Here is a 24,457-nt window from a genome sequence, read left to right on the forward strand (position 1 = left end):
TATGCCCAACCGGCTTGAGCTGAGCGGAATTACCAAGCAATTTCCAGGGGTTCTGGCGAATGACAATGTGTCGTTCGCGGTAAAGCCCGGCGAAATCCATGCGCTGCTCGGCGAGAACGGGGCGGGCAAATCCACCCTCGTCAAGATGATTTACGGGATCATGCAGCCCGATGCCGGCGAAATCCGCTGGAATGGCGAGCCGGTGGTCGTGCCCAATCCGAAGGCGGCGCGCAAATTCGGTATCGGTATGGTTTTCCAGCACTTTTCGCTGTTCGAGGCGCTGACGGTGCTGGAAAATATCGCGCTGGGCATGGATGCCAAGGTGCCCTCGCGGGAGCTGGAGGCGCGAATCCGGGAGGTGATGGCGACCTATGGATTGGCGCTGGACCCGCATCGGACGGTGGCGACCTTGTCGGTGGGCGAGCGCCAACGCATTGAAATCGTTCGCGCTTTGCTGCTGAACCCGCAATTGCTGATCATGGACGAGCCGACTTCGGTGCTGACGCCGCAGGAGGTGGAGCAATTGTTCACCGTGCTGCGCAAGCTGGCGGCGGAGGGATGCTCGATCCTCTATATTTCGCATAAACTCCACGAAATCAAAGCCTTATGCGATGTGGCGACGATTTTGCGGGGCGGGAAGCTGGTCGATACCTGCGATCCCAAGCAGGAGACGAGCCGCTCCATGGCCGAGAAAATGATCGGCAGCGGGCTCAAGGATATCGTCAAACCGGAGGGGCGCAGCTTTGGCACTCCGAAGCTTGTGGTTAACAGACTGTCAACGTTGAGCACCGGCCATTTTGACATTCCGGTGCGAAATGTGAGCTTCACGGTACGGGCCGGGGAAATCCTCGGCATTGCCGGGGTGGCGGGCAATGGACAGAACGCATTGCTCGATGCGCTCTCGGGCGAAGTGCGCAGCGACGACCGCGACGCGATCAGCATCGACGGGCTCGGCATCGGCGGCATGGATACGACCGAGCGGCGGCGGCATGGCCTCTGCGCGGTGCCGGAGGAGCGCAACGGACATGCGGCGGTGGGAGATTTCTCGCTGAGCGACAATTCGGTGCTGACGGCGCGCGACCGGCTGGGCATGGTGGTGATGGGGCTGATCAATTCAGGCGCGGCCAGGACCTATACCGGCCGGGTGATCGCCGATTTCGCCGTCAAGGCCCTGGGTCCGGCCTCGACGGCGGGCTCGCTGTCGGGCGGGAACTTGCAGAAATATATCATGGGTCGGGAAATCCTGCAGAAGCCGAGCGTGCTGGTGGTGAGCCAGCCGACCTGGGGCGTGGATGCGGGCGCTGCGGCGGCCATCCACCAGGCGCTGGTCGACCTGGCGGCGGCGGGCTCGGCCATCGTGGTCATCAGCCAGGATCTCGATGAATTGCGGGCGCTGGCCGACACACTGGCAGTGATCAATATGGGCGAATTGAGCGCGGCGCGGCCGGTCAAGGATTTCAGCGTCGAGGAAATCGGCCTGTTGATGGGCGGCGTGCACGGGGAGGCGGCGGCGTGATGCAGTTCCGTCTCGAAAAGCGCCGCGAGCCGTCCAGGGTCGTGCTCTATTCGGCACCGCTGATCGCGGTGCTGCTGACCATGTTCTTTGGGGCCATCATCTTTTCGGCCATCGGCTATGACGGCGTCGGCGCGGTGCGGGAAATCTTCCTGACCCCGATTACCAATTCGCTGAAATGGCAGGACCTGGCGGTCAAGGCCTCGCCGCTGATCATCATCGGGGTAGGGCTGTCCATCGCCTATCGCGCCAATGTGTGGAATATCGGCGCCGAGGGGCAATATATCATGGGCGGGCTGGCGGCGACCTGGGTGGCGCTGCTGACCCATGGCATGGGCGGGTTCTGGATCCTGCCGGCCATGATGGTCGCCGGTTTCCTCGGCGGAGCGGCCTATGCCGCCATTCCGGCCTTCTTCAAGACCCGGCTCAACGTCAACGAAATCCTGACATCGCTGATGCTGACCTATGCTTCGGTGCAGCTGATCTATTACCTGGTCCGCGCGCCCTGGAAGGACCCGATGGGCATGGGCTTTCCGCAGACGCGGCGCTTCGCCTCCGAGGCGCTGCTGCCCAATATCGTTCCCGGCACCATCGTCCATGCCGGGGTGCCCATCGCGATCATCGTGGCGCTGGTCGCCTGGTTCGTCATGTCGCGCTCGGTGTTCGGCTACCAGGTCAAGGTGGTGGGCTCGGCGCCCCATGCCGCCCGCTATGGCGGCTTTTCGGAAAACAAGACGATCTGGCTGGCCCTGCTGCTGAGCGGCGCGCTGGCCGGCTTTGCCGGGGCGCTGGAAGTGTCGGGACCCTTCCAGCGCATGGTGCCCGGCTTTCCGACCAATTACGGCTTCACCGCCATCATCGTCGCCTTTCTCGGGCGGCTCAATCCGCTGGGGGTGATCTTTGCCGGCATCATCATGGCCATCACCTTCGTGGGCGGGGAAGTGGCGCAGACGACCATCGGGCTGCCATCCTCGGCCAGCGGCATCTTCCAGTCGATGATGCTGTTCTTCCTGCTGGCCGGCGATATCCTGGTGCGCTACCGCCTCAAGCGGGTGGCGCCACAGGGGGAGGCGCGGGCATGAGCACCGAACTTCTCATCGCCATCATCATCACCGTCGTGGGCGCCTCGACGCCGATCCTGATCGCGGCGCTCGGCGAACTGGTGGTGGAAAAATCCGGGGTGCTGAACCTGGGCGTCGAAGGCATGATGCTGGTGGGGGCGATCACCGCCTTCGTCGTCACCTTCACCACCGGCAATCATTACCTCGCCATTGTCTGCGCGGCGGGGGCGGGCGTTGCCGCCTCCATGATCTTCGGCTTCCTCACGCTCAGCCTTTCGGCCAACCAGACCGCGACAGGCCTGGCGCTGACCATTTTCGGCACCGGCTTTTCGGCCCTGGCGGGGCAGGGCTATTCAGCCCGGCCGGTGACGCTGCTGGGGCCGCTGTTTCCGGCGGAACTGGCCACCCATCCGGTCTGGCGGGTGCTGTTCGGCTATTCGGCGCTGGTCTATTTCTCGCTGATCATGGTGGTGGTGGTCTGGTTCTTCCTCAAGCGCACCCGGGCCGGGCTGATCCTGCGCGCGGTGGGCGAGAACGATCTTTCGGCCCATTCCATCGGCTATTCGGTGATCGGGGTGCGCTATGCGGCGGTGGCCTTTGGCGGCGCCATGGCCGGCATTGCGGGCGCCTGTTTCCCGCTGCTGCTGACCCCGCAATGGGCCGAGCGCATGACGGCGGGGCGCGGCTGGATCGCGGTGGCCCTGGTGGTGTTCGCCAGCTGGAAGCCGTTCCGGCTGCTGGCGGGGGCCTATCTCTTCGGCCTCGTCATGACCATGGAGCTTTACGCCAAGGCCGGCGGCGGGCCGCTGTCGTCCATCCCGTCCGAACTGTGGGCGGCCATGCCCTATCTCGCAACTATCGTGGTGCTGGTGCTGATCTCCATCCGCCGCGATGCATCCTCCAACGCACCGGCCTGCCTCGGCAGGCCGTTCCTGCCCAGCAATTGAGGTGGCGCCCAATGACCGCCTTGATCAACGAGCCCCGTCACTCAGGAGAAACCCCATGACGCTCAACCGTCGCACCATGCTCAAGGCCGGTGCCGTCGCAGCCGCCCTGCCGCTGCTCGGCTCCCGCGCCTTCGCCCAGACCGAACCGCTCAAGATCGGCTTCGTCCTGGTCGGCACCATCAATGACAATGGCTGGAACTATGCCCATAACCAGGCCCGGCTCTATCTCGAAGAGCAGCTCGGCGACGCGGTGGAAACCGTCTATGTCGAGAACGTGCCCGAGGGTCCCGATTGCGAGCGCGTGCTGCGCGAGCTGGCCCAGCAGGGCTGCAAGCTGATCTTCGCCACCAGCTTCGGCTTCGGCGATTCGGTGATCAAGGTGGCCGAGCAATTCCCCGACATCACCTTCGAGCATGCCACCGGCTATATGCGCTCGGCCAATGTGGGCACCTACAATGCCCGCTTCTATGAAGGCCGCGCCGTGTGCGGCACCGTGGCCGGGCATCTGTCGCAGACCGGCAAGGCCGGCTATATCGGCTCGTTCCCGATCCCCGAAGTGGTGATGGGCGTCAATGCCTTCGTGCTGGCCGCCCGCAAGGTGAACCCCGAATTCACCATCACCCCGGTCTATCTGTCGAGCTGGAACGACCCGGCCAAGGAAGCCGACGCGGCCCGCGCCATGATCGACCAGGGCATCGACGTGATCGCCCAGCACACGGACGGCCCGGCCGCCCTGCAGGTCGCCGAGGAACGCGGCATTGTCGGCGGCTTCGGCCAAGGCGCCGACATGAGCGCTTTCGCGCCCAATGCCCAGCTGACCTCGATCATCGACAATTGGGGCCCGCACTACGTCAAGACCGCCCAGGCGGTGATCGACGGCACCTGGGAAAGCAAGGACAGCTGGCCGGGCCTGGCCGAGGGCGAAGTCGAAATCGGCGCTTATGGCCCGAAAGTGCCTGAAGACGTGGTCGCCGCCGCCGAAGCGGTCAAGCAGGGCCAGATCGACGGCTCGCTGCACATCTTCACCGGCCCGATCAACGACCATACCGGCACCGAGCGTGTCGCCGCCGGCGTGACGCTGACGGACGAGGAATTGCTCAGCATGGACTGGTATGTCGAAGGCGTCATTCCGCCGGCGTAAGCTGGCTGGTTGATGTAAATAGAGGGGGCGGGTTCATGCCCGCCCCCTTTTGTCGACCGCCAGAGTTGGGTGGTTGGCCTTCTCCCCTTGTGGGAGAAGGTGCCCGAAGGGCGGATGAGGGGTGACGATCTGCCCGCGAACATTGAGTGCGTGGAAAGATACCCCTCACCCGTCTCGCGCTTTGCGCGATCCACCCTCTCCCACAAGGGGAGAGGGGAGGGCCGGTGGATGAGGAGACGATGATGGGCGATCTGGCAATCTTCTATGAATGGGCGATGTTTGCCGTACGCTGGCTGCATGTGGTGACCGCCATTGCCTGGATCGGTTCGTCCTTCTATTTCATCGCGCTCGACCTGGGCCTGCGGCAGACGCCGAGCCTGCCGCCGCTGGCGCATGGCGAGGAATGGCAGGTGCATGGCGGGGGCTTCTATCACATCCAGAAATATCTGGTGGCGCCCGAATTCCTGCCCGAGCACCTGACCTGGTTCAAATGGGAAAGCTACGCGACCTGGTTTTCCGGGGCGATGCTGCTGGTGCTGCTCTATTATGTGGGCGCGGACCTGTTCCTGGTGGACCGCAATGTGCTGGACGTGCCGAGCTGGGTGGCGATCCTGTTGTCGGCCGGCTCGATCGTCCTGGGCTGGCTGCTTTACGACGCGCTGTGCAGGTCGCCGATCGGGCAATCGACCACCGGGCTGATGCTGGTGCTGTTCGCGATCCTGGTCGCCATGAGCTGGGGCTATACGCAGCTTTTCACCGGCCGCGCGGCCATGCTGCATATGGGGGCGTTCACCGCCACGATCATGACCGCCAATGTGGCGATGATCATCATTCCCAACCAGAAGATCGTGGTGGCCGATCTCAAGGCCGGGCGGGTGCCCGACGCCAAATATGGCAGAATTGCCAAGCAGCGCAGCCTGCATAACAATTACCTGACGCTGCCGGTGATCTTCTTCATGCTGAGTAGCCATTATCCGCTGGCGTTCGCGACGCAGTGGAACTGGATCATCGCCTCGCTGATCTTCCTGGTCGGCGTGGTCATCCGGCATTATTTCAACACGCGGCATGCGCGGAAGGGCAATCCGCACTGGACCTGGGCCGTGGCCGTGATCCTGATGCTGGTGATCGCCTGGCTGTCCACGGCGCCGAAACTGCCGGGGGCGGGGGACGAGGCCCTGGCGAATGCCAGCGGCGAGCGGTTCATGGCGACCGAGCATTTTGCCGAGGCGAGCCTCGTGGTGCAGACGCGCTGCGCCATGTGCCATACGGCCGAGCCGGCCTGGGAGGGGATTTACCAGGCGCCGAAAAACGTGGTCCTCGACAATGACGCGGCCATTGCCAACCATGCCCATGAGATCGCCATCCAGGCGGGGTGGAGCCATGCCATGCCGCCGGGCAATGTCACGGGGATGAGCGCTGAGGAGCGGGCGCTGCTGGTGCAATGGTATCGGGAAGGCACGGGCTCATGAGCCGGACCATTCTGCGCGGGCGGGTGCTGAGTTTTTCGCGGGCGCCGCTGGGGTTCGACGATGCGGAAAGCTATCTCTATCTCGAAGACGGCGCGGTGGGGATCGAGGACGGCGTCGTCGTTTCCGTGGGGGATTTCGCCGAGGCCGATATTGCGGGCGCGGTGATCATCGACCACCGGCCCAACCTGATCCTGCCGGGCTTCATCGACCTGCACCTGCATTACGTGCAGAGCCAGATGATGGCGGCCTATGCCGGCTCGCTGCTGGAATGGCTCAACACCTATACGTTCATCGAGGAGCAGAAATTCTCCCAGCAGGGCCATGCCGATGCGGTGGCGGTGGATTTTTACGACGCGCTGATCCGGCACGGCACGACCAGCGCGGTGGCCTATTGCTCGAGCCATCCGCGTTCGGTGGATGCGTTTTTCGCCGAGGCGCAAAGGCGCAACATGCTGATGGTCGGCGGCAAGGTGATGATGGATCGCAATGCGCCCGAGGGGCTCTGCGACAGCGCCCAGTCCGGCTATGACGACAGCAAGGCGCTGATCGCGCGCTGGCACCAGCGGGGGCGGGCGCTTTATGCGATCTCGCCGCGCTTCGCCATCACCTCGAGCCCGGCCCAGCTCGAGGCGGCGCGGGCCTTGGTGGCCGAGCATCCCGATTGCTACGTGCAGACCCATCTCAGCGAGAACGACGCCGAGATCACCTATTCGATGGAGCTTTATCCGGACAGTCCCGATTATACGGGGATTTATGAGGATTATGGGCTGCTGGGGCCGAGGACGCTGCTGGGCCATTGCATCCATCTCAACCATCGCGAGACCGGGGTGCTGGCCGAGACCGGAGCGGTGGCGGTGTTCTGCCCGACCTCGAACCTGTTCCTGGGCTCGGGACTGTTCGACCGCGAGCGGCTGCTGAACAACGGGGTGCGGATCGGGATTGCCACCGATATCGGCGGGGGCACGAGCGTCTCCATGTTGCGGACGCTGGACGAGGGCTACAAGGTGCTGCAATTGCGCGGGCAACGGCTCAATCCCTTCGCCTCGTTCCACATGGCGACGCGGGGCAATGCCGAGGCCTTGGGGCTGGAGGAGACCATCGGCTCCATCGCGCCGGGGCGGGCGGCGGACCTGGTCGTGCTCGACGCGCGGGCGACGCCGATGATGCGGATGCGCATGGCCAATGTGGAGAGCCTGGCCGACGAATTGTTCCTGCTGCAGACGCTGGGCGACGACCGGGCGGTGGCGGAAGTCTATGTGGCCGGCGCAAGGGCGAAGTCAACTTTAGGCGGGTTGTGAGGGTGCCCGGGCTGTTCTAAAGCTTGGATCGTCTTACTTTCAGGGACCTGATTTCCAGATTGTCGTCATTGCCGGCTTGTCCGGGCAATCCAGCGACGTTCAGACTTCCCATGGACCACCCGGACAAGCCGGGTGGTGACGGAGGAGAGAAATCGGGCCACCTCCGCATTGAGTTGAGAAGGCTCCCCCATGACTGAATATCAGACGAAATCCGGCCTTTCCGTGCATCCGCTGCTGGTGGATTTTGTCGAGCGGGAAGCCCTGCCGGGGACCGGTATTGCCGCCGAACAGTTCTGGAGCGGCTTTGCCGCCATGCTGGCCGAGCATGTGCCGACCAATGCGAAATTGCTGGCCAGGCGCGACCAATTGCAGGGGCAGATCGACGATTGGCACCGGGCCAATGGGCCGGTGGGCAACAATCCGGAGGGCTATGAGGCCTTCCTGCGCGAGATCGGCTATCTCGTGGAGGAGCCGGGCGATTTTGCCATCGAGACCGAGGGGCTGGACCCGGAAATCGCGTCACTGTGCGGGCCGCAATTGGTGGTGCCGGTCTCCAATGCGCGCTATGCGCTCAATGCCGCCAATGCCCGCTGGGGCAGCCTTTACGACGCGCTTTACGGCACCGATGCGATCAGCCGCGATGGCGATCTGGCGCCGGGCCAGGGCTATAATCCGGCGCGGGGGGCGGCCGTGGTCGCCAGGGCGGCGGAATTCCTCGATGCCAGTTTCCCGCTGGCGGGCGGCAGCCACAGGGACGCGACGGGCTATCACATCGTCAAGGACGGCGAGACGCGGATGCTGGTGGTGGATACCTCCATCGGCCGGACGGGTCTGCGCGATCCGGATGCCTTCGTGGGCTATGGCGGCACGGAAAATGCAGGCGAGATCGTGCTCAAGCACAATGGCCTGCACGTCGTTCTGGTCATCGCGCCGGATACGGAGATCGGCAAGGCGCATAAGGCCGGGCTCAGCGATGTCATCGTCGAGGCGGCACTGACCACGATCCAGGATTGCGAGGATTCGGTGGCGGCGGTGGATGCCGAGGACAAGGTCGGCGTCTATCGCAATTGGCTGGGCCTGATGCAGGGCACGCTGGAGGACACGTTCGAAAAGGGCGGCCGCCAGGTGACGCGCAAGCTCAAGGGCGATCGCAGCTACAAGGACGTTCTGGGCAAGCCGCTGGTGCTGAAAGGCCGCTCGCTGCTGCTGGTGCGCAATGTCGGGCACCTGATGACCACCGACGCGGTGCTGCTGGACGGCAAGCCGGTGGGCGAGGGGCTGATGGATGCGGCGCTGACCGCGCTCTGCGCGCTGCACGACAAGGGCGCCAATGCCCGCGACGGGGCGATCTATGTGGTCAAGCCCAAGATGCACGGGCCCGAGGAAGTGGCATTCGCCTGCGCCATCTTCGCTTCGGTGGAGCGGTTCCTGGGCCTCGCGGCCAATCGGATCAAGATCGGCATCATGGACGAGGAGCGCCGCACCTCGGCCAATCTCAAGGCGGCGATCCATGCGGCGCGGAGCCGCGTCTTCTTCATCAATACCGGGTTCCTGGACCGGACCGGCGACGAAATCCACACCGCGATGGAAGCCGGCGCGGTGCTGCGCAAGGACGAGATCAGGAGCGAACGCTGGCTGGCCGCCTATGAGGACCGCAATGTGCTGATCGGGCTGGAGACCGGCTTTTCGGGCCGGGCGCAGATCGGCAAGGGCATGTGGGCGCGGCCCGACGACATGGCGGCAATGCTGGAGGCCAAGATCGGCCATCCCAATGCCGGGGCCAATACGGCCTGGGTACCCTCGCCCACGGCAGCGACGCTGCATGCGCTGCATTATCACCAGGTCGACGTGTTCGAGGCGCAGAAGCGCCGCCACAACCAGACCCTGCCGCCGCTGGCGGATCTGTTCTCCATGCCGGTGCAGGTGCCCTATTCGCTGAGCCGCGAGGACATCATCCGCGAGCTGGAAAACAATGCGCAGGGGATTTTGGGCTATGTGGTGCGCTGGGTGCAGCAGGGCGTGGGCTGTTCCAAGGTGCCGGACATCAACAATGTCGGACTGATGGAAGACCGCGCCACCTGCCGGATTTCCTCGCAGGCGGTGGCCAATTGGCTGCGCCATGGCTTGGTGAGCCGCGACGAGGTCACCTCGGTCTTCGAGCGCATGGCCTCCGTGGTGGACCGGCAGAATGAAGGCGATCCGATCTATCGGCCGATGGCCGAGAATTTCCAGTCGGTGGCCTTCCAGGCGGCCCTGGACCTGGCGCTGCATGGGGCCGACCAGCCCAGCGGCTATACCGAACCGCTGCTGCATGCGGCGCGGCGCAAGGTGAAGGCGCGCGACAGGAAGTAGGGCTACCTTGGACGGGATTGCCGGGCAAACGCGATGTGGCGTCTACTTTGGAGGCTTTGCTTGCCCATGGGGTCATTCCCGCGACAGCGGGAACCCCTGTTTGCAGTTCCTGTATCGGTAACGGAGGTCCCCGCTTTCGCGGGGATGACATCGTGAAAATTCACGTATTGGTGCGCCCCAAGTAAACACCCCTCAAGGGGAGGGCTGGGGAGGGGGATGGCGGCAAGGTGCCGGTGGTCGGTGCGTGTGAGCACCCCCTCCCAGCTCCGCTAGGCCTTCGGCCAAGCTGCGCTCCGCCATTCGCGCATAGCGCTCATGGCCTTCTCCCCTCAAATCTCTCCACCGGAGAGATTTGCCCTGAGGGACGGCTCGAAGCCCATCAAGGGGGAGGTGGAGGCCGGCGTTGGCCTTGACCCGCTATTCGCAGGCGAAGCTTTCGTGGCTTGCTTCTTCGCCGCCCTTATAGCGCGGCACTGCCGGATAGGGGCAGAGCTTGCGGGTGATGCCGATCATGTCGGGGACATATTGATTGTCCGGGGTGACTTCGGCGACCAGGTGTTCGGGCCGGGTGCCGTTTTCGACCCAGTCGACCAGTGCATCGAAGGCGGCGAATTTGTCGGTGGCGGGACTGCCGGAGCCGTGGCCCATGCCGGGCACGGTGTAGAAGGTGACGAAATCGCGCGCCTTGCCATCGTGATTGGCATCGAGCTTTTCATACCAGGCCATGGTGTCCATGACCGAAAAGACCGGATCGCTGACGCCGTGGAAGACGATCAGCTTGCCGCCCGCCTGGTGGAATTCGGCCATGAACGGATCGTCGGTATCGGTGGGGGCCATGAAGTCCATGGGGGATTCGGCGAAGGTTGCGTCCGGGGCATCGATGGTGACATCGGCGTCGAAATCGTAATCGAGCAGGAATTGCAGCAAAGCAGCCGGATCGCCGCCGACCTCGACCGGCGGATTGGAGAAGATCGCGGCCAGCGATGAGGCGCCCATGGTGGCGATCAAAGGGAGATTGTCCCAGGGCGGAATGGGGCTTTCCAGCTTCCAGAAGCGCCAATCGCCGCTGGCGATGCCGCGATCCCAGGCCCAATTGGTATAGAGCTTTTCGCCGGCCGAATTGGTGGGGCCGGCGTGGATGCGGCGCAGGGCCTCGACCTGTTCGGGGCTGAGGCAGGCATTGCTGCCGGCCGCTTCGCAGGTGAGCGCGGCAATGTCGAAACTGGCCTGGCAGGCGGCGCTATCGGCAATGATGCCGTCTTCCAGCCCGTCGAAGCCGTCGCAGGCGGCGACGACGGCGTCACCGACCAGTTGCAGATCCTCGGGGGTGAAGGCCTTGCGGATATCGCCATTGACGGCATGGAAGCTCTGCACGTCCCAGGCATGCTGGACGGCGGCGCGGGGCAGGTTGAACCCGGGATAGCCGGCGAGAATGCCGTCGAAGGCCTCGGGCGAGCGGGTGGCCTGCACCAGGGCATGGCGGCCGCCATTGGAGCCGCCGACGCCATAGCTATAGGCGATGTCCTCGCCGTAATAATCCTCGACGATCTTTGTCGCCACGGGATTGAGCTTGATGATTGCGGCATAGCCGTAATCGCTGCGCGCCTGGGGATCGAAGCCGAACCGGGCGCCGCCGGCCAGCCCGGCTTCGGGATGGGCTTCGCCATCATGGCCGGCATCGCTGGAGACGACGGCATAATTGCGGGCCAGGGCGGAATCGGCGGGATCGCCATTCATCAGATTGCCCATGGCGGGGACGACGGCGCCGTCATTGCCGCCATTGAACTGATGCACGAACCGGCCATTCCATTCATCGGGCAGGCGCAATTCGAAGCGGATGCGGTAGGTATTGCCATCAATGCCGGTGCGCTCGGCGATATGGCCGCGCACAAGGCAATGATCGACGGGGACATTCTCGCCCGCCGCTTCCGCCAATGCTTCGGCAATGACCAGATCGGCGATGCCGAAATCGTGGCCGGCGATATCGGCGCAGTCCATGGCCTGGGCCGTGACGGTGCCGGCCAGGCCGGCGGCCGCAAACAATGTCGCGAACGCGACGGAATTTCTCCAGATCGAGCGCATTCATTCCTCCCTGTGCATGCGTTGATGCGGGGATGATTGTTATGCAGGATAACTATTTTTGCAATATGGGGGTGGTTGGCAGCCGGCGTGTGTGGATGTTTCCACAAACGCGATGTGGCACCCTCCCCCTTGCGGGGAGGGCTGGGGAGGGGGATGGGCGGCATGGTGCTTGATCTCTAACGCTGTTGCGCGGAAGCACCCCCTCCTAGCTCCGCTAGGCCTGCCGGCCAAGCTGCGCTACCTCCCCCATCAAGGGGGAGGTGGGGCCGGTGTCGGGCAAAAAACTTGCCCCAGACTGGATGCGGCACCTCCCCCTTGATGGGGGAGGATGGGAGGGGGGGCCGGCACACTCGAGACGAGCTGTCTTCCAGCGCGGCGTTGTGTCGGCAAATCAACTCACGAAATCGAACCTGTCGACGTCGAACAGGCCGCGATCGGTCATTTTGAGATGGGGAATGACGGGCAGGGCCAGGAAAGCGACCTGGAGGAAGGGTTCGGGCAGGATGCAGTCGAGGGCCTTGGCGGCGTCGCGCAGGCGATGGAGATCGTGGGCGACCTCCTCGAAGCTCTTGAGGCTCATGAGGCCGGCAATGGGCAGGGCGAGCTCGGCGGTGATTTTTCCGTTCTCGGCCACGGCGAAGCCGCCGCCCAGTTCGATCAGGCGATTGACGGCGGCGGCCATGTCCGCGTCATTGGCGCCAACCACGGTGATGTTGTGGCTGTCATGGCCGACCGAGGAGGCGATGGCGCCGCGCTTGAGGCCGAAGCCGGTGACGAAGGCGCGGCCGATATTGCCGTTCCTGCCGTGGCGCTCGATGACCGCGACCTTGATCACGTCGGCGTCGATATCGGGCAGGAGGCCCTTTTCGGTGCTGGCGAGGCTGGCCTCCTCGCGGAAGGTGAGGATCAGGCCGGGGCGGACGCCGATGACGGGGACGCGATTCTGGCCGGGCCGAGGCTCGGTGATGAAGGCATCGGCGGTGACGGGACTGGCCTTCATCGAGTGCAGGCCGACCGGCGCGACTGCTTCGCGCGTGTCGAAGAGTTCGGGCGTGACCAGGCGGCCGGCGGCGATGACGTCCGAGACGCGGCACTCCTCGAGGGAATCGAGGATGGCGATATCGGCGCGCCAGCCGGGGCCGAGGAGGCCGCGATCGCCGAGCCCGAAAATGCGGGCCGCGGAATGGCTGGCGGCGCGATAGACATGGTGCAGGGGCCGGCCCATGGCGATGAGGCGGCGGATGGACGAATCGAGGTGGCCTTCCTCGGCGATGTCGAGCGGATTGCGGTCATCGGTGCAGAGGGCCACGAAGCTCGAGGTGTTTTCATCGAGGAGTTCGGCCAGCGCCTGCAGGTCCTTGGACACCGAACCTTCGCGGATGAGGATGGCCATGCCCTTGGCGAGTTTTTCGCGCGCCTCGGCGGCGGAGGTGGCCTCGTGGTCGGTGCGGATGCCGGCGGCGAGATAGCCGTTGAGCGCCTGGCCGAGCAGCAGGGGGGCGTGGCCATCGATATGGCCGTCCTGGAAGGCGACGAGCTTGGCGATGATGCCCGGATCGGCATTGAGCACGCCGGGGAAATTCATCATTTCGGCCAGGCCGACGACCTTGGCATGGCTGCGGAAGGGCAGGAGATCGTCGATTTCGAGCCGGGCGCCGGCGGTTTCGAAGGGCGTGGCCGGGACGCAGGAGGAGAGATTGACCCGCACGTCCATGATGGTGCGTTCGGCGCTGTCGAGGAAGTAGCGAATGCCTTCGGCGCCGAGCACATTGGCGATTTCGTGCGGATCGCAGAGCACGGTGGTGACGCCATGGGGCAGGACACAGCGGTCGAATTCCAGCGGGGTGACCAGGGACGATTCGATATGCAGGTGGGTATCGATGAAGCCGGGCACGGCGAAGCGGCCGGTGCCGTCCACGACCCGCTCTCCCTCATAGCGGGCATGGGTGCCCACGATGCGGTCGGCGACGATGGCGATATCGGTCTGGGTCACGGCGCCGGTGATGACGTCGAGCAGGCCGATATTGCGGATGACGAGGTCGGCCGGGGCCTTGCCCTGGCCAGCCAGGATCATGCGGGTGAGAAGGGCGGGCGCGGGGGAAGAGGAGTGCTTGGTCATGCGAGAGCCTTCATCGCCGCCCGGGCGCCGTCAAGCCCCCGCAAGCGCGCGGGGGAGGGAACCGGGGCGCATGGCAGGCGTTGGCTTTCGAGAGATGCGGGAGTTTTGAATGGAAACCTACGATCCCAACAAGAACACGACCGAAGTGCGCCAGGCCAATCCGCGCAAGATGAACCTGCGCGTGCTGACGATCTCGCTGATCCTGATCGTCCTCGTCTTCGCCGCGATCTTCATCGTGTTCCAGGTGATGCAGCCGGCCCAGGCCTGACGGGCCGGCATTCCGCCTTTCGCCACAGCTCCTCTCTGGCATCTGCCCAGGCGATGCGCTAATGCTCGCCGGGCCTGGTGAGGAGGAAGCGATGGCCAAGATGCGTGCCCTGGTGCTGGAACGTCAACACGAACTGGCCTTGCGCGATATCGAGCTGCCGCTCGAGGTCGGGCCCGGCATGGTGCGGATCGCCATCCACACCGTGGGGGTCTGCGGCTCGGACGTGCATTATTATACCCATGGGCGCATCGGCCCCTTCGTCGTGCGCGAGCCCATGGTGCTCGGCCATGAGGCGGCGGGCACGGTGGTGGAAGTGGGGGCCGGGGTGCGCCGTCTCGAGGTGGGCGACCGGGTCTGCATGGAGCCGGGCGTGCCCGATGCCAATTCGCGCGCCAGCCGGCTGGGCATGTATAATGTCGATCCGGCGGTACAGTTCTGGGCCACGCCGCCGGTGCATGGCGTGCTGACGGCCGAAGTGGTGCATCCGGCCAATTACACCTTCAAATTGCCCGACAATGTGAGCTTTGCCGAAGGCGCCATGGTGGAGCCCTTCGCGGTGGGCATGCAGGCAGCGAGCAAGGCGCGGATCCAGCCCGGGGACATTGCCGTGGTCATCGGGGCGGGGCCGATCGGCACCATGGTGGCGCTGGCGGCGCTGGCCGGTGGCTGCGCCCGCGTCATCGTGGCGGACCTGGCCCAGCCCAAGCTCGACATCGCGGCGCGATATGAGGGGATCATTCCGGTCAATATCCGCGAACAGGACCTGGCCGCCGAGATCGGCCGGCTGACGGAGGGCTGGGGCGCCGATGTGGTGTTCGAATGCTCCGGATCGCCCAAGGCCTGGCAGACGATCATGGACGTGCCCCGCCCCGGTGGCGCCATCGTGGTGGTGGGGCTGCCGGTCGAGCCGGTGGCGGTGGATATTGCCGGCGCCTCGGTCAAGGAAATCCGGATCGAGAACGTGTTCCGCTATGCCCATCAATATGATCGGGCCATCGCGCTGATCGCCTCGGGCAAGGTGGATTTGAAGCCGCTGATCTCGGAAACCTTCGCCTTCGAGGACTCGATCAAGGCCTTCGAGCGGGCCGTGGAGGCGCGGCCCAGCGACGTGAAGCTGCAAATCCGGGTGGCCGACTAGCGCAAGGGCGGGGGAGGAACCTGCGGCCGCCGGCGGTGTTGTGAAGGCAGCGTCACGATTTCGGGTTCCCCCTCATGGATGTCGGCAATTCTTTCGGACTGGTCGAAACCTATCTTCCCCAGCACATCATCGCCCTCAGGCTGCTCATGGCGGCCGTTTTCGGCGCCATGATCGGCTTCGAGCGCGAGGTCAACACCGCCGAGGCGGGATTGCGGACGCATATCCTGGTGGCGGTGGCGGCGGCCTTGTTCACCATCCTTTCCTTCGAAATCTTCCATACGATCGAAGGCGGGCCGCAGGGACCGCAGGCCGACCCGATCCGCGCGGTGGAAGCGGTGACCGCCGGGATCGCCTTTCTCGGGGCCGGGGCGATCTTCCGCAGCGGCCGCAATGTGCAGGGGCTGACCACCGGGGCGGGCATGTGGCTGGCCGGGGCCGTAGGCGTGGCCACCGCGCTCGGATTCTACATCGTGGCGGGAGCGGTGGCGCTGTTCGCCATCCTGGTGCTGGCGGCCCTGCGCGCCTTTTCGCACAAGGTTCTGGGGCACAAGGGCGATCCGGGGCCCGATGCGATGGGCCGCGGGGAGAAGCCGTAAGGCGCGCCCTGCGTAAGGGACATACGCGGCAGCGCCCGGCTTCTCCCCCCGTACGGACACGACCGGGAGGTGTCGTATCCGTTGCCCCGCGCGGACGTCTTTGGACCCATCCGCGCATTCGGCCCGGCAGCGGTGCAGACTGCCGACCGGTGGGAGGGCGAAGAGAGGCACCTGGGAATGCGCGCCGGCCGGGCCGGGTCGCGGTCTCTCTCTCCGCCTATGGCATGCAACCTGTGGACGCAGGCGTTACATGCCAATGGCATCCAGGCGCTGTTGGCGCGCCCAGAAATCGACGATCGCCGCCGCCTCGCGCCGATAGGCGTCGAGTTCGGGCTGGCGGAAAAATACGGCGGCCACGCCCGCATCGTGCAGCAGCTGGCGGCCGGCGCGGTCGAGCGGCGGGGCCATGACGGCAAGCGGAACACCCTTTTGCCGCAACATGGCGTGGTGGCGCGCCGCGAAGTCGAGATTGGCGCCGCTATGGGCCTTGAGATCGACGATGACGAGGCCGGGCCAGGTGGCCTGGTGATCGCCCAATATGGCGGCGAGCGCCGCTGCGCCTGCTTCCGCGGTTTCGAAATGCCGAATGGCGGGCGCCCCCTGGGCGGCCAGCATGCGCGTCAGCAGATGCGCCGAATGATGATCGTCATCGATCAGCGCGATAAAGGGCGGGTCGGAAAGGTCCGCTTGCAAGGAGCACCTCAAATCCCGCGCCGCGCGGGAACGCCTGGAAAAACAAATCCTTCCAGGCACGATAGCGCCGGGCAGGAGCGGTCCATATCGGTGTAGAAACTGTCCGGGCGGGGCCTTCCGCCAGGAAAACATGTCAGGGAGGTGACATGAACATCCCCGCCTATGACGCATGCGCGCGCGGCCGCACAGGCAAAAGGGCGTAAACCGGATGTAAGCCGGGTTGTAATTTACATGTAAAGAGTCACTATTGGCCGGGGTCAGGAGGGGATTCCGTGTCCGATGGCGAGCCTCGCGATGAGGAAGTGGCCGCAGCTCTGCAGCGCCTGCTGGGCTGGCCGGAAATCGCGCGGTCGGGCCAATTGGCGAAGTTTCTCGCCTATATCGTGGAGCGCAAGCTGCGTGGCGAGGCGCAATCGATCAAGGCCTATTCCATCGCCGTGGACGTGTTCGGCCGTCCGGCCGATTTCGATCCGCAAACCGATCCGATCGTGCGGGTACAGGCGCGGCGCCTGCGCGGATTGCTGACGCGATTTTACCAGGAGGACGGGGCGGGAGAGGCCGTGCGGATCGCCCTGCCGACCGGCCGCTATGTGCCCGAATTCGTGCGGTGGATTGCGGGCGAAGATGAGGCGCGGGGCGCGGGTGCAGCGCCTGTGCCGGCCGGGCCGGATCGGAAAGGCGGGCTGCCCGCGACCTGGTTCGTCCTGGCCGGGTTTGCCCTTGCCGGCGCCATCCTGGCCTTTGCCTATTCCAGCTGGGCCTGGCGGAACGGCGCCAATGGCGACGCCGTCGGGCCGCTGGAGCGGCCCTCGGTGACCGTCACCGAATTCCAGAGCCTGACCGGGAATATCGCCGATCTGGGCATGGCGGCGGGCCTTGCCATCGAATTGGTGACCGATCTCGAGCATTTCGAGACCATTGCCGTGCATTATGGCGGCGGCGCCGCCGCGACGGATGGGCAGAACACGGACGATTACGTGCTCAGCGGCATCGTCCGGCGCGAGGCGGGCGGCCTGCAATACAGCGCCATCCTCACCGAGACCGCGAGCGACAACGTGGTCTGGAACCAGGCCATCGCGCTGGATGGCGAGGATCTGCGGCGCGCGGACCTGCTCAATCAGATTTCCGACCGGCTGAGCCTGGTGCTGGGCAATCCGCGCGGCCCGCTGCATCGCGCCGCCCGGGCGCTGGCGGCGGACGGAACGGCGCTGGAGGGGCGGGAAAGCCCTTATCTCTGCCGGGTGCTGTTCGACCTCTATCGGGAGAGCGGTTCGACGGTCAGCGCCGAGCGGGCGCAGACCTGCTTCGTCGCGCTGGGCGATCGCGCGCGGGGCAGCGGGCAGGCGCTGGCCGCGCTGGCGAGCCTCGTGGCGGAAACCGGCCCGGGCGACGGCAGCGCCGCAGAACGGCTCAGCCGGGCCGGAGACATGCTGGCCGAGGCGGTGCTGCTGGCGCCGGTCAGCGCCTTTGTCTGGGAGCAGCGGGCGCGGTTCTTCGAGCTGGTCGGCCAGCACGACCAGGCGGAGGCGGCCTATAGCACCACCTATCAGCTCAATCCCTCCAATACCGATGCCATTGCCGCCCGGGCCCGGCATTTCGCCTTCATGGGTCGGCTGGACGCGGCGGCGCGGCTCGCCGGACCGCTGATCGCCGACAGTCCGGAGCCGCCGGCCTGGTATTTCTGCGTGCCGGCGCTGGATGCGCTGCGTCTGGGCCAATATCGGCGCGCGGTCGAATATGCCGGCATCTATGCCGAGGCCGACCGGGAGCTCGGCCCCGTGCTGGCGGTGATGGCGGGACAGGGGCTGGGCGATGCCGACGTGGTCAACCGCTACCTGCCGCGCGTGCTCGATCTGTCGAGCTTCCGGGCGCGGGGTATCCTGACGCAATTGCGCCAGCGCATCAGCAACGAGACGCTGCTGCGCGACATGCGCGTGGCCCTGCTCTCGGCCGGCGTGCCGCCCGCTGCGCTCAATGCGGGGTTTTAGATCGTTTCACGTTTAAACGGACACGGTTCTATCGCTCTGCCTGTTCAGGGTGAGGGAGCCGCGATCTAACCCAATCGGGATCGTCCTCCTCGGGCTTAAGGGTATCTAACCCAATCCGGATCGTCACCCTCGGGCTTGACCCGAGGGCGTTTGCGATACACCCAAAAACAAAGAACCCTCGGGTCAGGCCCGAGGGTGACGAGCGGTGGGTGGGGGTGGTTCCTCTTAAGGTGAGGGAAGCAAAGAGATGGGATTCCAGCTGAATGTGGACTGCTCCAGGGTCGAGCCGACATGGGAATGACCGGTAAAATGCCCGGAAGACCTCATGGTGAGCCTGTCGAACCACGAGGTCGGGCACACTGGGATTGGCGGCCACGACCTCGCCCTTCGACGGGCTCAGGGTGAGGTCTATTGATGGTTCAGTTCAGAGTGGAACGATCTGGCCGTCTCAGCCCGCTCCGAATACGTCCCGGCAGCGGGCGACGAAACGGGCGCCGCGTTCCTCGAAATTCTTGAACTGATTATAGGAGGGGGCGCCGGGGGAGAGGATGATGGTGTCGAAGCGGTCGCGCCGGAGCTTCAGGGCGCCGATGGCGGAATCGAGATCGGGGGCCTGGATGATGGCGATATCGGCGTTCAGGCCGGCGGCCGCCTGCGCCAGACGCTCCCCGGTGACCGGCAGGGTCACCAGAATGGTGACGCCGCGCTGGGCGAGCAGGCCCGCCAGTTCGGCATAATCCTGCTGGCGCTCATGCCCGCCGGCGATGAGGGCGATGCGGCGGCCGGGATAGGCGGCGAGCGCCGCCTTGGTGGCTTCGGGCGTGGTGGAGATGGAATCATTGACCACGGTGACGCCGCCGAAGACATGCTCCTCCAGCCGGTGGGGCAGGGGGCGGAAGGCGGCGATGCCCTTGAGGATGCCGTCGAGCGTGCCGCCGGCGCCGAGTGCGATCTGGGCGGCGAGGCGGGCATTGTCGAGATTATGCGCGCCGCGCAGCCGGGAATGGGCGGCGGCGTGCTCGATGGCAAGGTCTTCTTCCGGCGTCAGGTCGCGCAGCAGGCGCCGATGATCGCGCACGGCCCGGGCCACCAGCGCATTGCCACGCGCAGCGGCGCCGAGGGCGACGGCAAAGCTGCCCTCGCGGTCGATCAGGTGCAGCTTGTCGGCGTAATAGCGCTCGACCGAGCCGTGCCAATCGACATGTTCGGGATAGAGATTGGTGATCGCCGCGATATCGGGCAGGAAATTCATGTCGGCGGTCTGGTAGCTCGAGAGTTCCAGCACGATGAGCGCATGGCTGTCGGCGATGTCGAGCGGGGCGAGGCCGACATTGCCGGCCAGGCCCGCATCCAGGCCGGAATGGACCAGCATCAGATGGGTGAGGGTGGCGGTGGTGGACTTGCCCTTGGTGCCGGTGATGGCGATCAGGGTGTGGCCATGCCGATAGGCGGCGCCCCAGAGATTGAGGTTGGACGTCACCGGAATGCCGGCCGCGGCGGCGATGCTGAAAATGGGCTTGTAGCGCGAGACGCCGGGGCTTTTGACGATGAGGCCGAAGCGGTGGCCGTGAATGGCGGCGGGCAGGTCGTCGATGGCGATCTGCTCGGTGTCCGGAATATCGGCGCTGCCGCTATCGACGGCGACGAAGACTTTCAAATCGGGCTGGCGCGCCTTGAGGAAGGCGCGGGTGGAAAGGGCTTCCTTGCCCGCGCCATAGAGCAGGACCGGTTCTTCAAACCGCATAGGCGGCGACCTTGGCGGCGAGCGCGGGGGGAATGTGGTGGTCGCGGCTGTCGGTCAGGCATTCGGCCATGGCGAGCTGCAATTTTTCCTCGCCATATTGGGCGAAGAGATCGGGCTTGATGGCGCTGACGATCCGGGCTTCGTGCCAATCGGCGTGGCGGGTGAGGGTGTAGAAGCAGGCGGCGGCCTCGAGGATTTCGCCGACGCATTCCCACGGCTTCTGCCCGGTGAGGCCCGCCAGTTCGCGGAAGGATTGCTCATTGGCCGGCTCGTCCAAGAGGTTCTTGCCGAAAATGCGCAGGAGCCGGTCCTTGGCCATGAAGGGGGCGAAGATCAGGAACACGAAATGGCATTTCGGGCATTCCCCGCACCAGAGCGGGCCATCATTGCCCGTGAGGCGGAAATTGCGGTTGCAGCTCGAAAAGACGGCGTCGAACTTGTCGCTATGGGTGAAGAGCGAGGCGATGCGCGCTTCCGAATAGGGGCGGAGCAGGGAGAAATATTTGAGCGCGCCGCCAGTGGCATTGGCGAGCGTATCGGCGATCAGCAATTCGAAGCCGAGGGATTTCGAATATTGGTGATTGGTCTCGCGGCCATCGAACATGACATTGCCCTCGCTGGCCGAGCGCTCGTTGGAGAGCACGATCTGGCTATAGCCGTAGAGCAGGGCGCAGAGCGCGGCGATCATGGAATTGATGGCGGTGGAGGGGACGTGGCCATTGTAATAGCCCGCCTCCTTGCCCAGCCGGATCATTTCGGGATCGAGCACGCGGGTGACATAGAGCGGAGGCGTGCCGATGGCCTCGACCGAGGAGAGGATCGGGCCCTTGGGATTGACGGCGAAGGGGGTGAAATCCACCCCGGTATGGGTGAGCAGATCGACGCTGACCAGGCTGTCCTTGCCGCCGCCGATGGGCAGCAGGGTGCGATCGGGCAGGTCGAGGGCGGGCTTGCGCTCCTCGGCATCGTCGGGCGCGGTGAGGGTCAGCTTGCCGAAGCGGGTGAGTTCGTTGCGGGCATAGAATTCGCCCAGGCCGTTCTCGTAGACATCGATGACGAAGGCGCGCTCGGCGGCGGTGAGCGGAATATCGGGCGCGGTGATGTCGAGGGGGGCGCGCAGCTTGAAATAGGAGACGCCAAGGACCAGGGCGGTGAGGCCGAGCAGCTTGGCAAAGGCGGGCGAGCCGGCCGCGGCGGTACCGGCGCCCCGGGGCAGGGTCAGCACTTCGGTGAAGGCGAGATCGTTCAGCCGGTACGGAAAGCGGGCCTCGCCCGTGGCCGGGTCGAAGGATGGACGGTCGATGCGGAAGGTTTCGGTCACGGGCAACTCGCTGGCTGTCTCCTCCATATAGGTGATTTGCGCGTGTGGCGGGAGTGGGGCCTTGCGGCCCCGTTTTGCCTATGATGCGGGGCTGGTTGCCTCGCGCTTCCTGGGCATGCCCGGCTGGTCCCAGGCCCGCCGGCGCCATTGCAGGCCGGCGACGGCGCCAATCAGCAGCAGAGCGGGAATGAAGATCAGTTCCTGGGGCGGGCGGTTCGGATTGGTCACCATCACGGCCGAGACCGTGTCGCCGATGACCACGCCCAGCCGTTCCGCCTGGCTGCGGAAGCGGACATTGGTGACCTGGGCCTCGCCGGCGAATTCGACGACCTGGATGCCGGCATTGGAGAGGCGCGTCGCGCCGTCGGCGGGCTCGCCCATGGGCAGGCGCACGACCCGGTTGTAATCATTGCCGGAAATGTCGATGCCGGAGAATTCCACGGTGAGGAACTGGCCCGCCGGCACCTGGGCGGCGCGCTCGGCGATTTCGGACGCCGGGGCCGGAATGGTGGGCGGCACGATGCGGTCCATCACCTGGCCCGGCACGAAGAGCATGAAGCTGGCGACGAGCAGCATCACGGTTTCCCAGATGCGGCTGCGGGAAATGAAGACCTGCTGCGTCACCGAGACGAACATCAGCATGCCGATCAACGACATGAGCACGGTCAGGCCCAGGCCCCACCAGGAGGTGACCCCGATCATCAGCAATTGGTGGTTGAAGATGAAGATCAGCGGCAGGATGGCCGTGCGCATTTCGTAGCGGAAGGCCTGGACGCCGGTGCGGACAGGATCGGCGCGCGAAATGGCGGAGGCGGCGAAGGAGGCGAGGCCCACCGGCGGGGTCACGTCGGCCATGAGGCCGAAATAGAACACATAGAGGTGGACGGCGACCAGGGCGACGGCCAGGCCATTGAGGGCGGCGACCTCGACGATGACCGGCGCGATCAGCGTGGCCACGACCACGTAATTGGCGGTGGTCGGCATGCCCAGGCCCAGCACCATGCAGATCACGGCCGTCATGAGCAGCATGACCAGCAGGTTGCCGCCGGAGATCGAAATGACGATTTCCGTCATCACCAAGCCGATGCCGGTGAGGGCCACGGTGCCCACGATGATGCCGGCGGCGGCGGTGGCGATGGCGATCGTCACCATGTTGCGCGACCCGGTGACCAGGCCTTCGAGCAGGTCGACAAAGCCGGCGCGCAAGGGGGCCAGCACGTCGCGCTGCCGCCGGAACAGGGCGATCAGCGGTTTCTGGGTGACGACCAGGAAGATCAGCGCACAGGTGCCGTAGAAAGCCGAAAGGCCGGGGGAGAGTTCCTCCACCATCAGGCACCAGACGAGGATGAAGACCGGCAGGATATAATGGATGCCGGTGGGGGCGACCTTGGCCGTATCCGGCAGGACCAGATCGGGATTGTTGGGATCGTCGTCGTCCAGATCGGGGAAGCGGGCGCGCGCGGCCAGCAGGGCGAGATAGAGAAGCAGGGTGCCGATGGCGACAGCCCAGCTCGCGGCGGGGCCGAAAACGTCGCGGGTCCAGCCCAGGGCGATGCCGACGAACCAGCAGAAGATGACGAAGGCGGCGGCGGTCATGCCGAAGAGAGCGACGCTCATCAGGCGGGACCGGTAGCGCTTGCGCGGCAGGCCCGTCAGATTGTACTTCCGCGCCTCGATGTCCACGACATAGAACAGCGAAATACAGGTCAGCAGCGCCGGGATGATGGCGTGGCGGACGACCTCGGAATAGGGAATGCCGACATATTCGGCGATGAGGAATGCCGCCGCGCCCATGACCGGCGGCAGGATCTGGCCATTGACCGAGGCGGACACCTCGATGGCGCCGGCCTTGACCGGGGGATAGCCCACGCGCTTCATCAGCGGAATGGTGAAGGTGCCGGTGGTCACCACATTGGCGACCGAGGAGCCGGAAATGAGGCCGGTGGCGGCCGAACCGAGCACGGCGGCCTTGGCCGGGCCGCCGCGGAAATGGCCCAGCAAGGCGAAGGCCACCTTGATGAAGTAATTGCCCGCCCCGGCGCGCTCCAGCAGCGAGCCGAACAGGACGAAGAGGAAGACGAAGGCCGTGGAGACGCCCAGCGCCACCCCGAAGACGCCTTCCGAAGTCAGCCAATATTGCGTGGCGGCGCGGGGAATCGACGCGCCGCGATGCGCGAAGAGATCGGGGAGGTAGGGGCCGAAAAAGGCATAGCAGAGAAAGAGGATGCCCACGATCGGCAGCGCCGGCCCCAGGGCGCGGCGGGCCGCCTCCAGCAGCATGACCACGCCGATGACGGCGACGACGATATCGACGCTGGTGGGCAGGCCCGGCCGGCGGGCGAGATCGGCCTGAAACAGGAAAATATAGAGCGAACAGCCTGCCGCCAGCAGCCCGAGCAGCCATTCATACCAGGGCACATAATCGCGCGGCGCCTTCCTGGTCGCGGGATAGGCGGCAAAGACCAGGAACAGGGCAAAGGCCAGGTGGATGGCGCGGGCTTCAGTGGCGTTGAAAACGCCGATGCGCAACTGGAAGGGCAGGGGCGAGGCATACCAGAGCTGGAACAGGGCCCAGGCCAGCGCCGTCATGAACAATACAGTCCGCGCCGCCTTGCTCCGGGGCTCGCGACCGCCGGTATCCGCCTCGGCGACCAGCCGGGCCAGGGCCTCGGCATCGGGCTTATCTGTCGAAGCGGCGGCGGCGGAGCTGTGCTGATCTGACATGGC

17 protein-coding genes are annotated in these 24,457 nt (G+C 65.4%); 11 read left to right on the forward strand and 6 right to left on the reverse strand.

All coding sequences use genetic code 11. The features are described from left to right. Position 1 precedes the first annotated feature (1 nt). The 7 genes from A3840_RS07665 (at position 2) to A3840_RS07695 (ending at position 9,781) form a co-directional block, all read left to right on the forward strand. Positions 2-1,516, forward strand: coding sequence for an ABC transporter ATP-binding protein (locus tag A3840_RS07665; protein WP_067454346.1), 1,515 nt, complete (start codon positions 2-4; stop codon positions 1,514-1,516). After that, positions 1,516-2,595: an ABC transporter permease gene (locus tag A3840_RS07670; RefSeq protein WP_067454349.1), complete on the forward strand. Its 1,080-nt coding sequence runs from the start codon at positions 1,516-1,518 to the stop codon at positions 2,593-2,595. Before A3840_RS07665 ends, A3840_RS07670 begins: the two co-directional genes overlap by 1 nt. Further along, on the forward strand, positions 2,592-3,521 hold the full coding sequence (locus A3840_RS07675; RefSeq protein ID WP_067454351.1) for an ABC transporter permease: 930 nt from the start codon (positions 2,592-2,594) through the stop codon (positions 3,519-3,521). The genes A3840_RS07670 and A3840_RS07675 overlap by 4 nt, the downstream gene beginning before the upstream one ends. Positions 3,522-3,576: 55 nt before the next feature. Next, entirely contained in the window at positions 3,577-4,662 is a 1,086-nt protein-coding gene (locus A3840_RS07680; RefSeq protein WP_067454355.1) for a BMP family ABC transporter substrate-binding protein, read from the forward strand. Positions 4,663-4,904: 242 nt separating this feature from the next. Then, positions 4,905-6,131: a urate hydroxylase PuuD gene (locus tag A3840_RS07685; protein ID WP_067454480.1), complete on the forward strand. Its 1,227-nt coding sequence runs from the start codon at positions 4,905-4,907 to the stop codon at positions 6,129-6,131. Further along, complete coding sequence (gene guaD / locus A3840_RS07690) at positions 6,128-7,429, forward strand: guanine deaminase (RefSeq protein WP_067454358.1); 1,302 nt, start codon at positions 6,128-6,130, stop codon at positions 7,427-7,429. Before A3840_RS07685 ends, guaD begins: the two co-directional genes overlap by 4 nt. 189 nt (positions 7,430-7,618) lie before the next feature. Further along, positions 7,619-9,781: a malate synthase G gene (locus tag A3840_RS07695; RefSeq protein WP_067454361.1), complete on the forward strand. Its 2,163-nt coding sequence runs from the start codon at positions 7,619-7,621 to the stop codon at positions 9,779-9,781. Between the two features lie 417 nt (positions 9,782-10,198). Here A3840_RS07695 and A3840_RS07700 read toward each other — a convergent pair whose 3' ends face one another. Together A3840_RS07700 and ade are read right to left on the reverse strand one after the other, a co-directional pair. Beyond that, a complete protein-coding gene (locus A3840_RS07700) occupies positions 10,199-11,863 on the reverse strand; it encodes a tannase/feruloyl esterase family alpha/beta hydrolase (protein WP_067454364.1) in 1,665 nt (554 codons plus the stop codon). Positions 11,864-12,254: 391 nt separating this feature from the next. Further along, on the reverse strand, positions 12,255-13,982 hold the full coding sequence (ade, locus tag A3840_RS07705; RefSeq protein WP_067454366.1) for an adenine deaminase: 1,728 nt from the start codon (positions 13,980-13,982) through the stop codon (positions 12,255-12,257). Positions 13,983-14,091: 109 nt separating this feature from the next. Here ade and A3840_RS19660 point away from each other — a divergent pair, with 109 nt between their 5' ends. The 3 genes from A3840_RS19660 to A3840_RS07715 all read left to right on the forward strand — a co-directional run bounded on the left by A3840_RS19660 (position 14,092) and on the right by A3840_RS07715 (position 15,984). Further along, the gene (locus A3840_RS19660; RefSeq protein WP_165603143.1) at positions 14,092-14,250 is read left to right on the forward strand and encodes a hypothetical protein; all 159 of its coding nucleotides are present in this window, start codon (positions 14,092-14,094) and stop codon (positions 14,248-14,250) included. 91 nt (positions 14,251-14,341) lie between these two features. Continuing rightward, positions 14,342-15,388 carry an NAD(P)-dependent alcohol dehydrogenase gene (locus A3840_RS07710; protein ID WP_067454482.1) on the forward strand — a complete coding sequence of 349 codons (1,047 nt, stop codon included), beginning with the start codon at positions 14,342-14,344 and terminating at the stop codon, positions 15,386-15,388. A gap of 74 nt (positions 15,389-15,462) precedes the next feature. Then, entirely contained in the window at positions 15,463-15,984 is a 522-nt protein-coding gene (locus tag A3840_RS07715) for an MgtC/SapB family protein (RefSeq protein ID WP_067454367.1), read from the forward strand. A gap of 246 nt (positions 15,985-16,230) precedes the next feature. On the opposite strand, the gene A3840_RS07720 is transcribed toward A3840_RS07715, so the two are convergent. Further along, on the reverse strand, positions 16,231-16,677 hold the full coding sequence (locus A3840_RS07720; RefSeq protein WP_067454368.1) for a hypothetical protein: 447 nt from the start codon (positions 16,675-16,677) through the stop codon (positions 16,231-16,233). A 272-nt stretch (positions 16,678-16,949) separates the two neighbouring features. On the opposite strand from A3840_RS07720, the gene A3840_RS07725 reads away from it, so the two are divergent. Next, positions 16,950-18,665 (forward strand): hypothetical protein, encoded by a 1,716-nt coding sequence (locus tag A3840_RS07725; RefSeq protein WP_067454369.1) that lies wholly within the window; start codon positions 16,950-16,952, stop codon positions 18,663-18,665. Positions 18,666-19,113: 448 nt separating this feature from the next. Here A3840_RS07725 and murD read toward each other — a convergent pair whose 3' ends face one another. The 3 genes from murD to A3840_RS07740 all read right to left on the reverse strand — a co-directional run bounded on the left by murD (position 19,114) and on the right by A3840_RS07740 (position 24,454). Next, the gene (gene murD, locus A3840_RS07730) at positions 19,114-20,409 is read right to left on the reverse strand and encodes a UDP-N-acetylmuramoyl-L-alanine--D-glutamate ligase (protein ID WP_067454371.1); all 1,296 of its coding nucleotides are present in this window, start codon (positions 20,407-20,409) and stop codon (positions 19,114-19,116) included. Next, positions 20,399-21,730, reverse strand: coding sequence for a MurL-like N-terminal domain-containing (locus tag A3840_RS19270; RefSeq protein ID WP_131798272.1), 1,332 nt, complete (start codon positions 21,728-21,730; stop codon positions 20,399-20,401). Before A3840_RS19270 ends, murD begins: the two co-directional genes overlap by 11 nt. Before the next feature lie 78 nt (positions 21,731-21,808). After that, complete coding sequence (locus A3840_RS07740) at positions 21,809-24,454, reverse strand: TRAP transporter permease (protein ID WP_067454375.1); 2,646 nt, start codon at positions 24,452-24,454, stop codon at positions 21,809-21,811. Positions 24,455-24,457: the final 3 nt, after the last annotated feature.

It is taken from the genome of Devosia elaeis (genome assembly GCF_001650025.1).
GTDB lineage: Bacteria > Pseudomonadota > Alphaproteobacteria > Rhizobiales > Devosiaceae > Devosia > Devosia elaeis.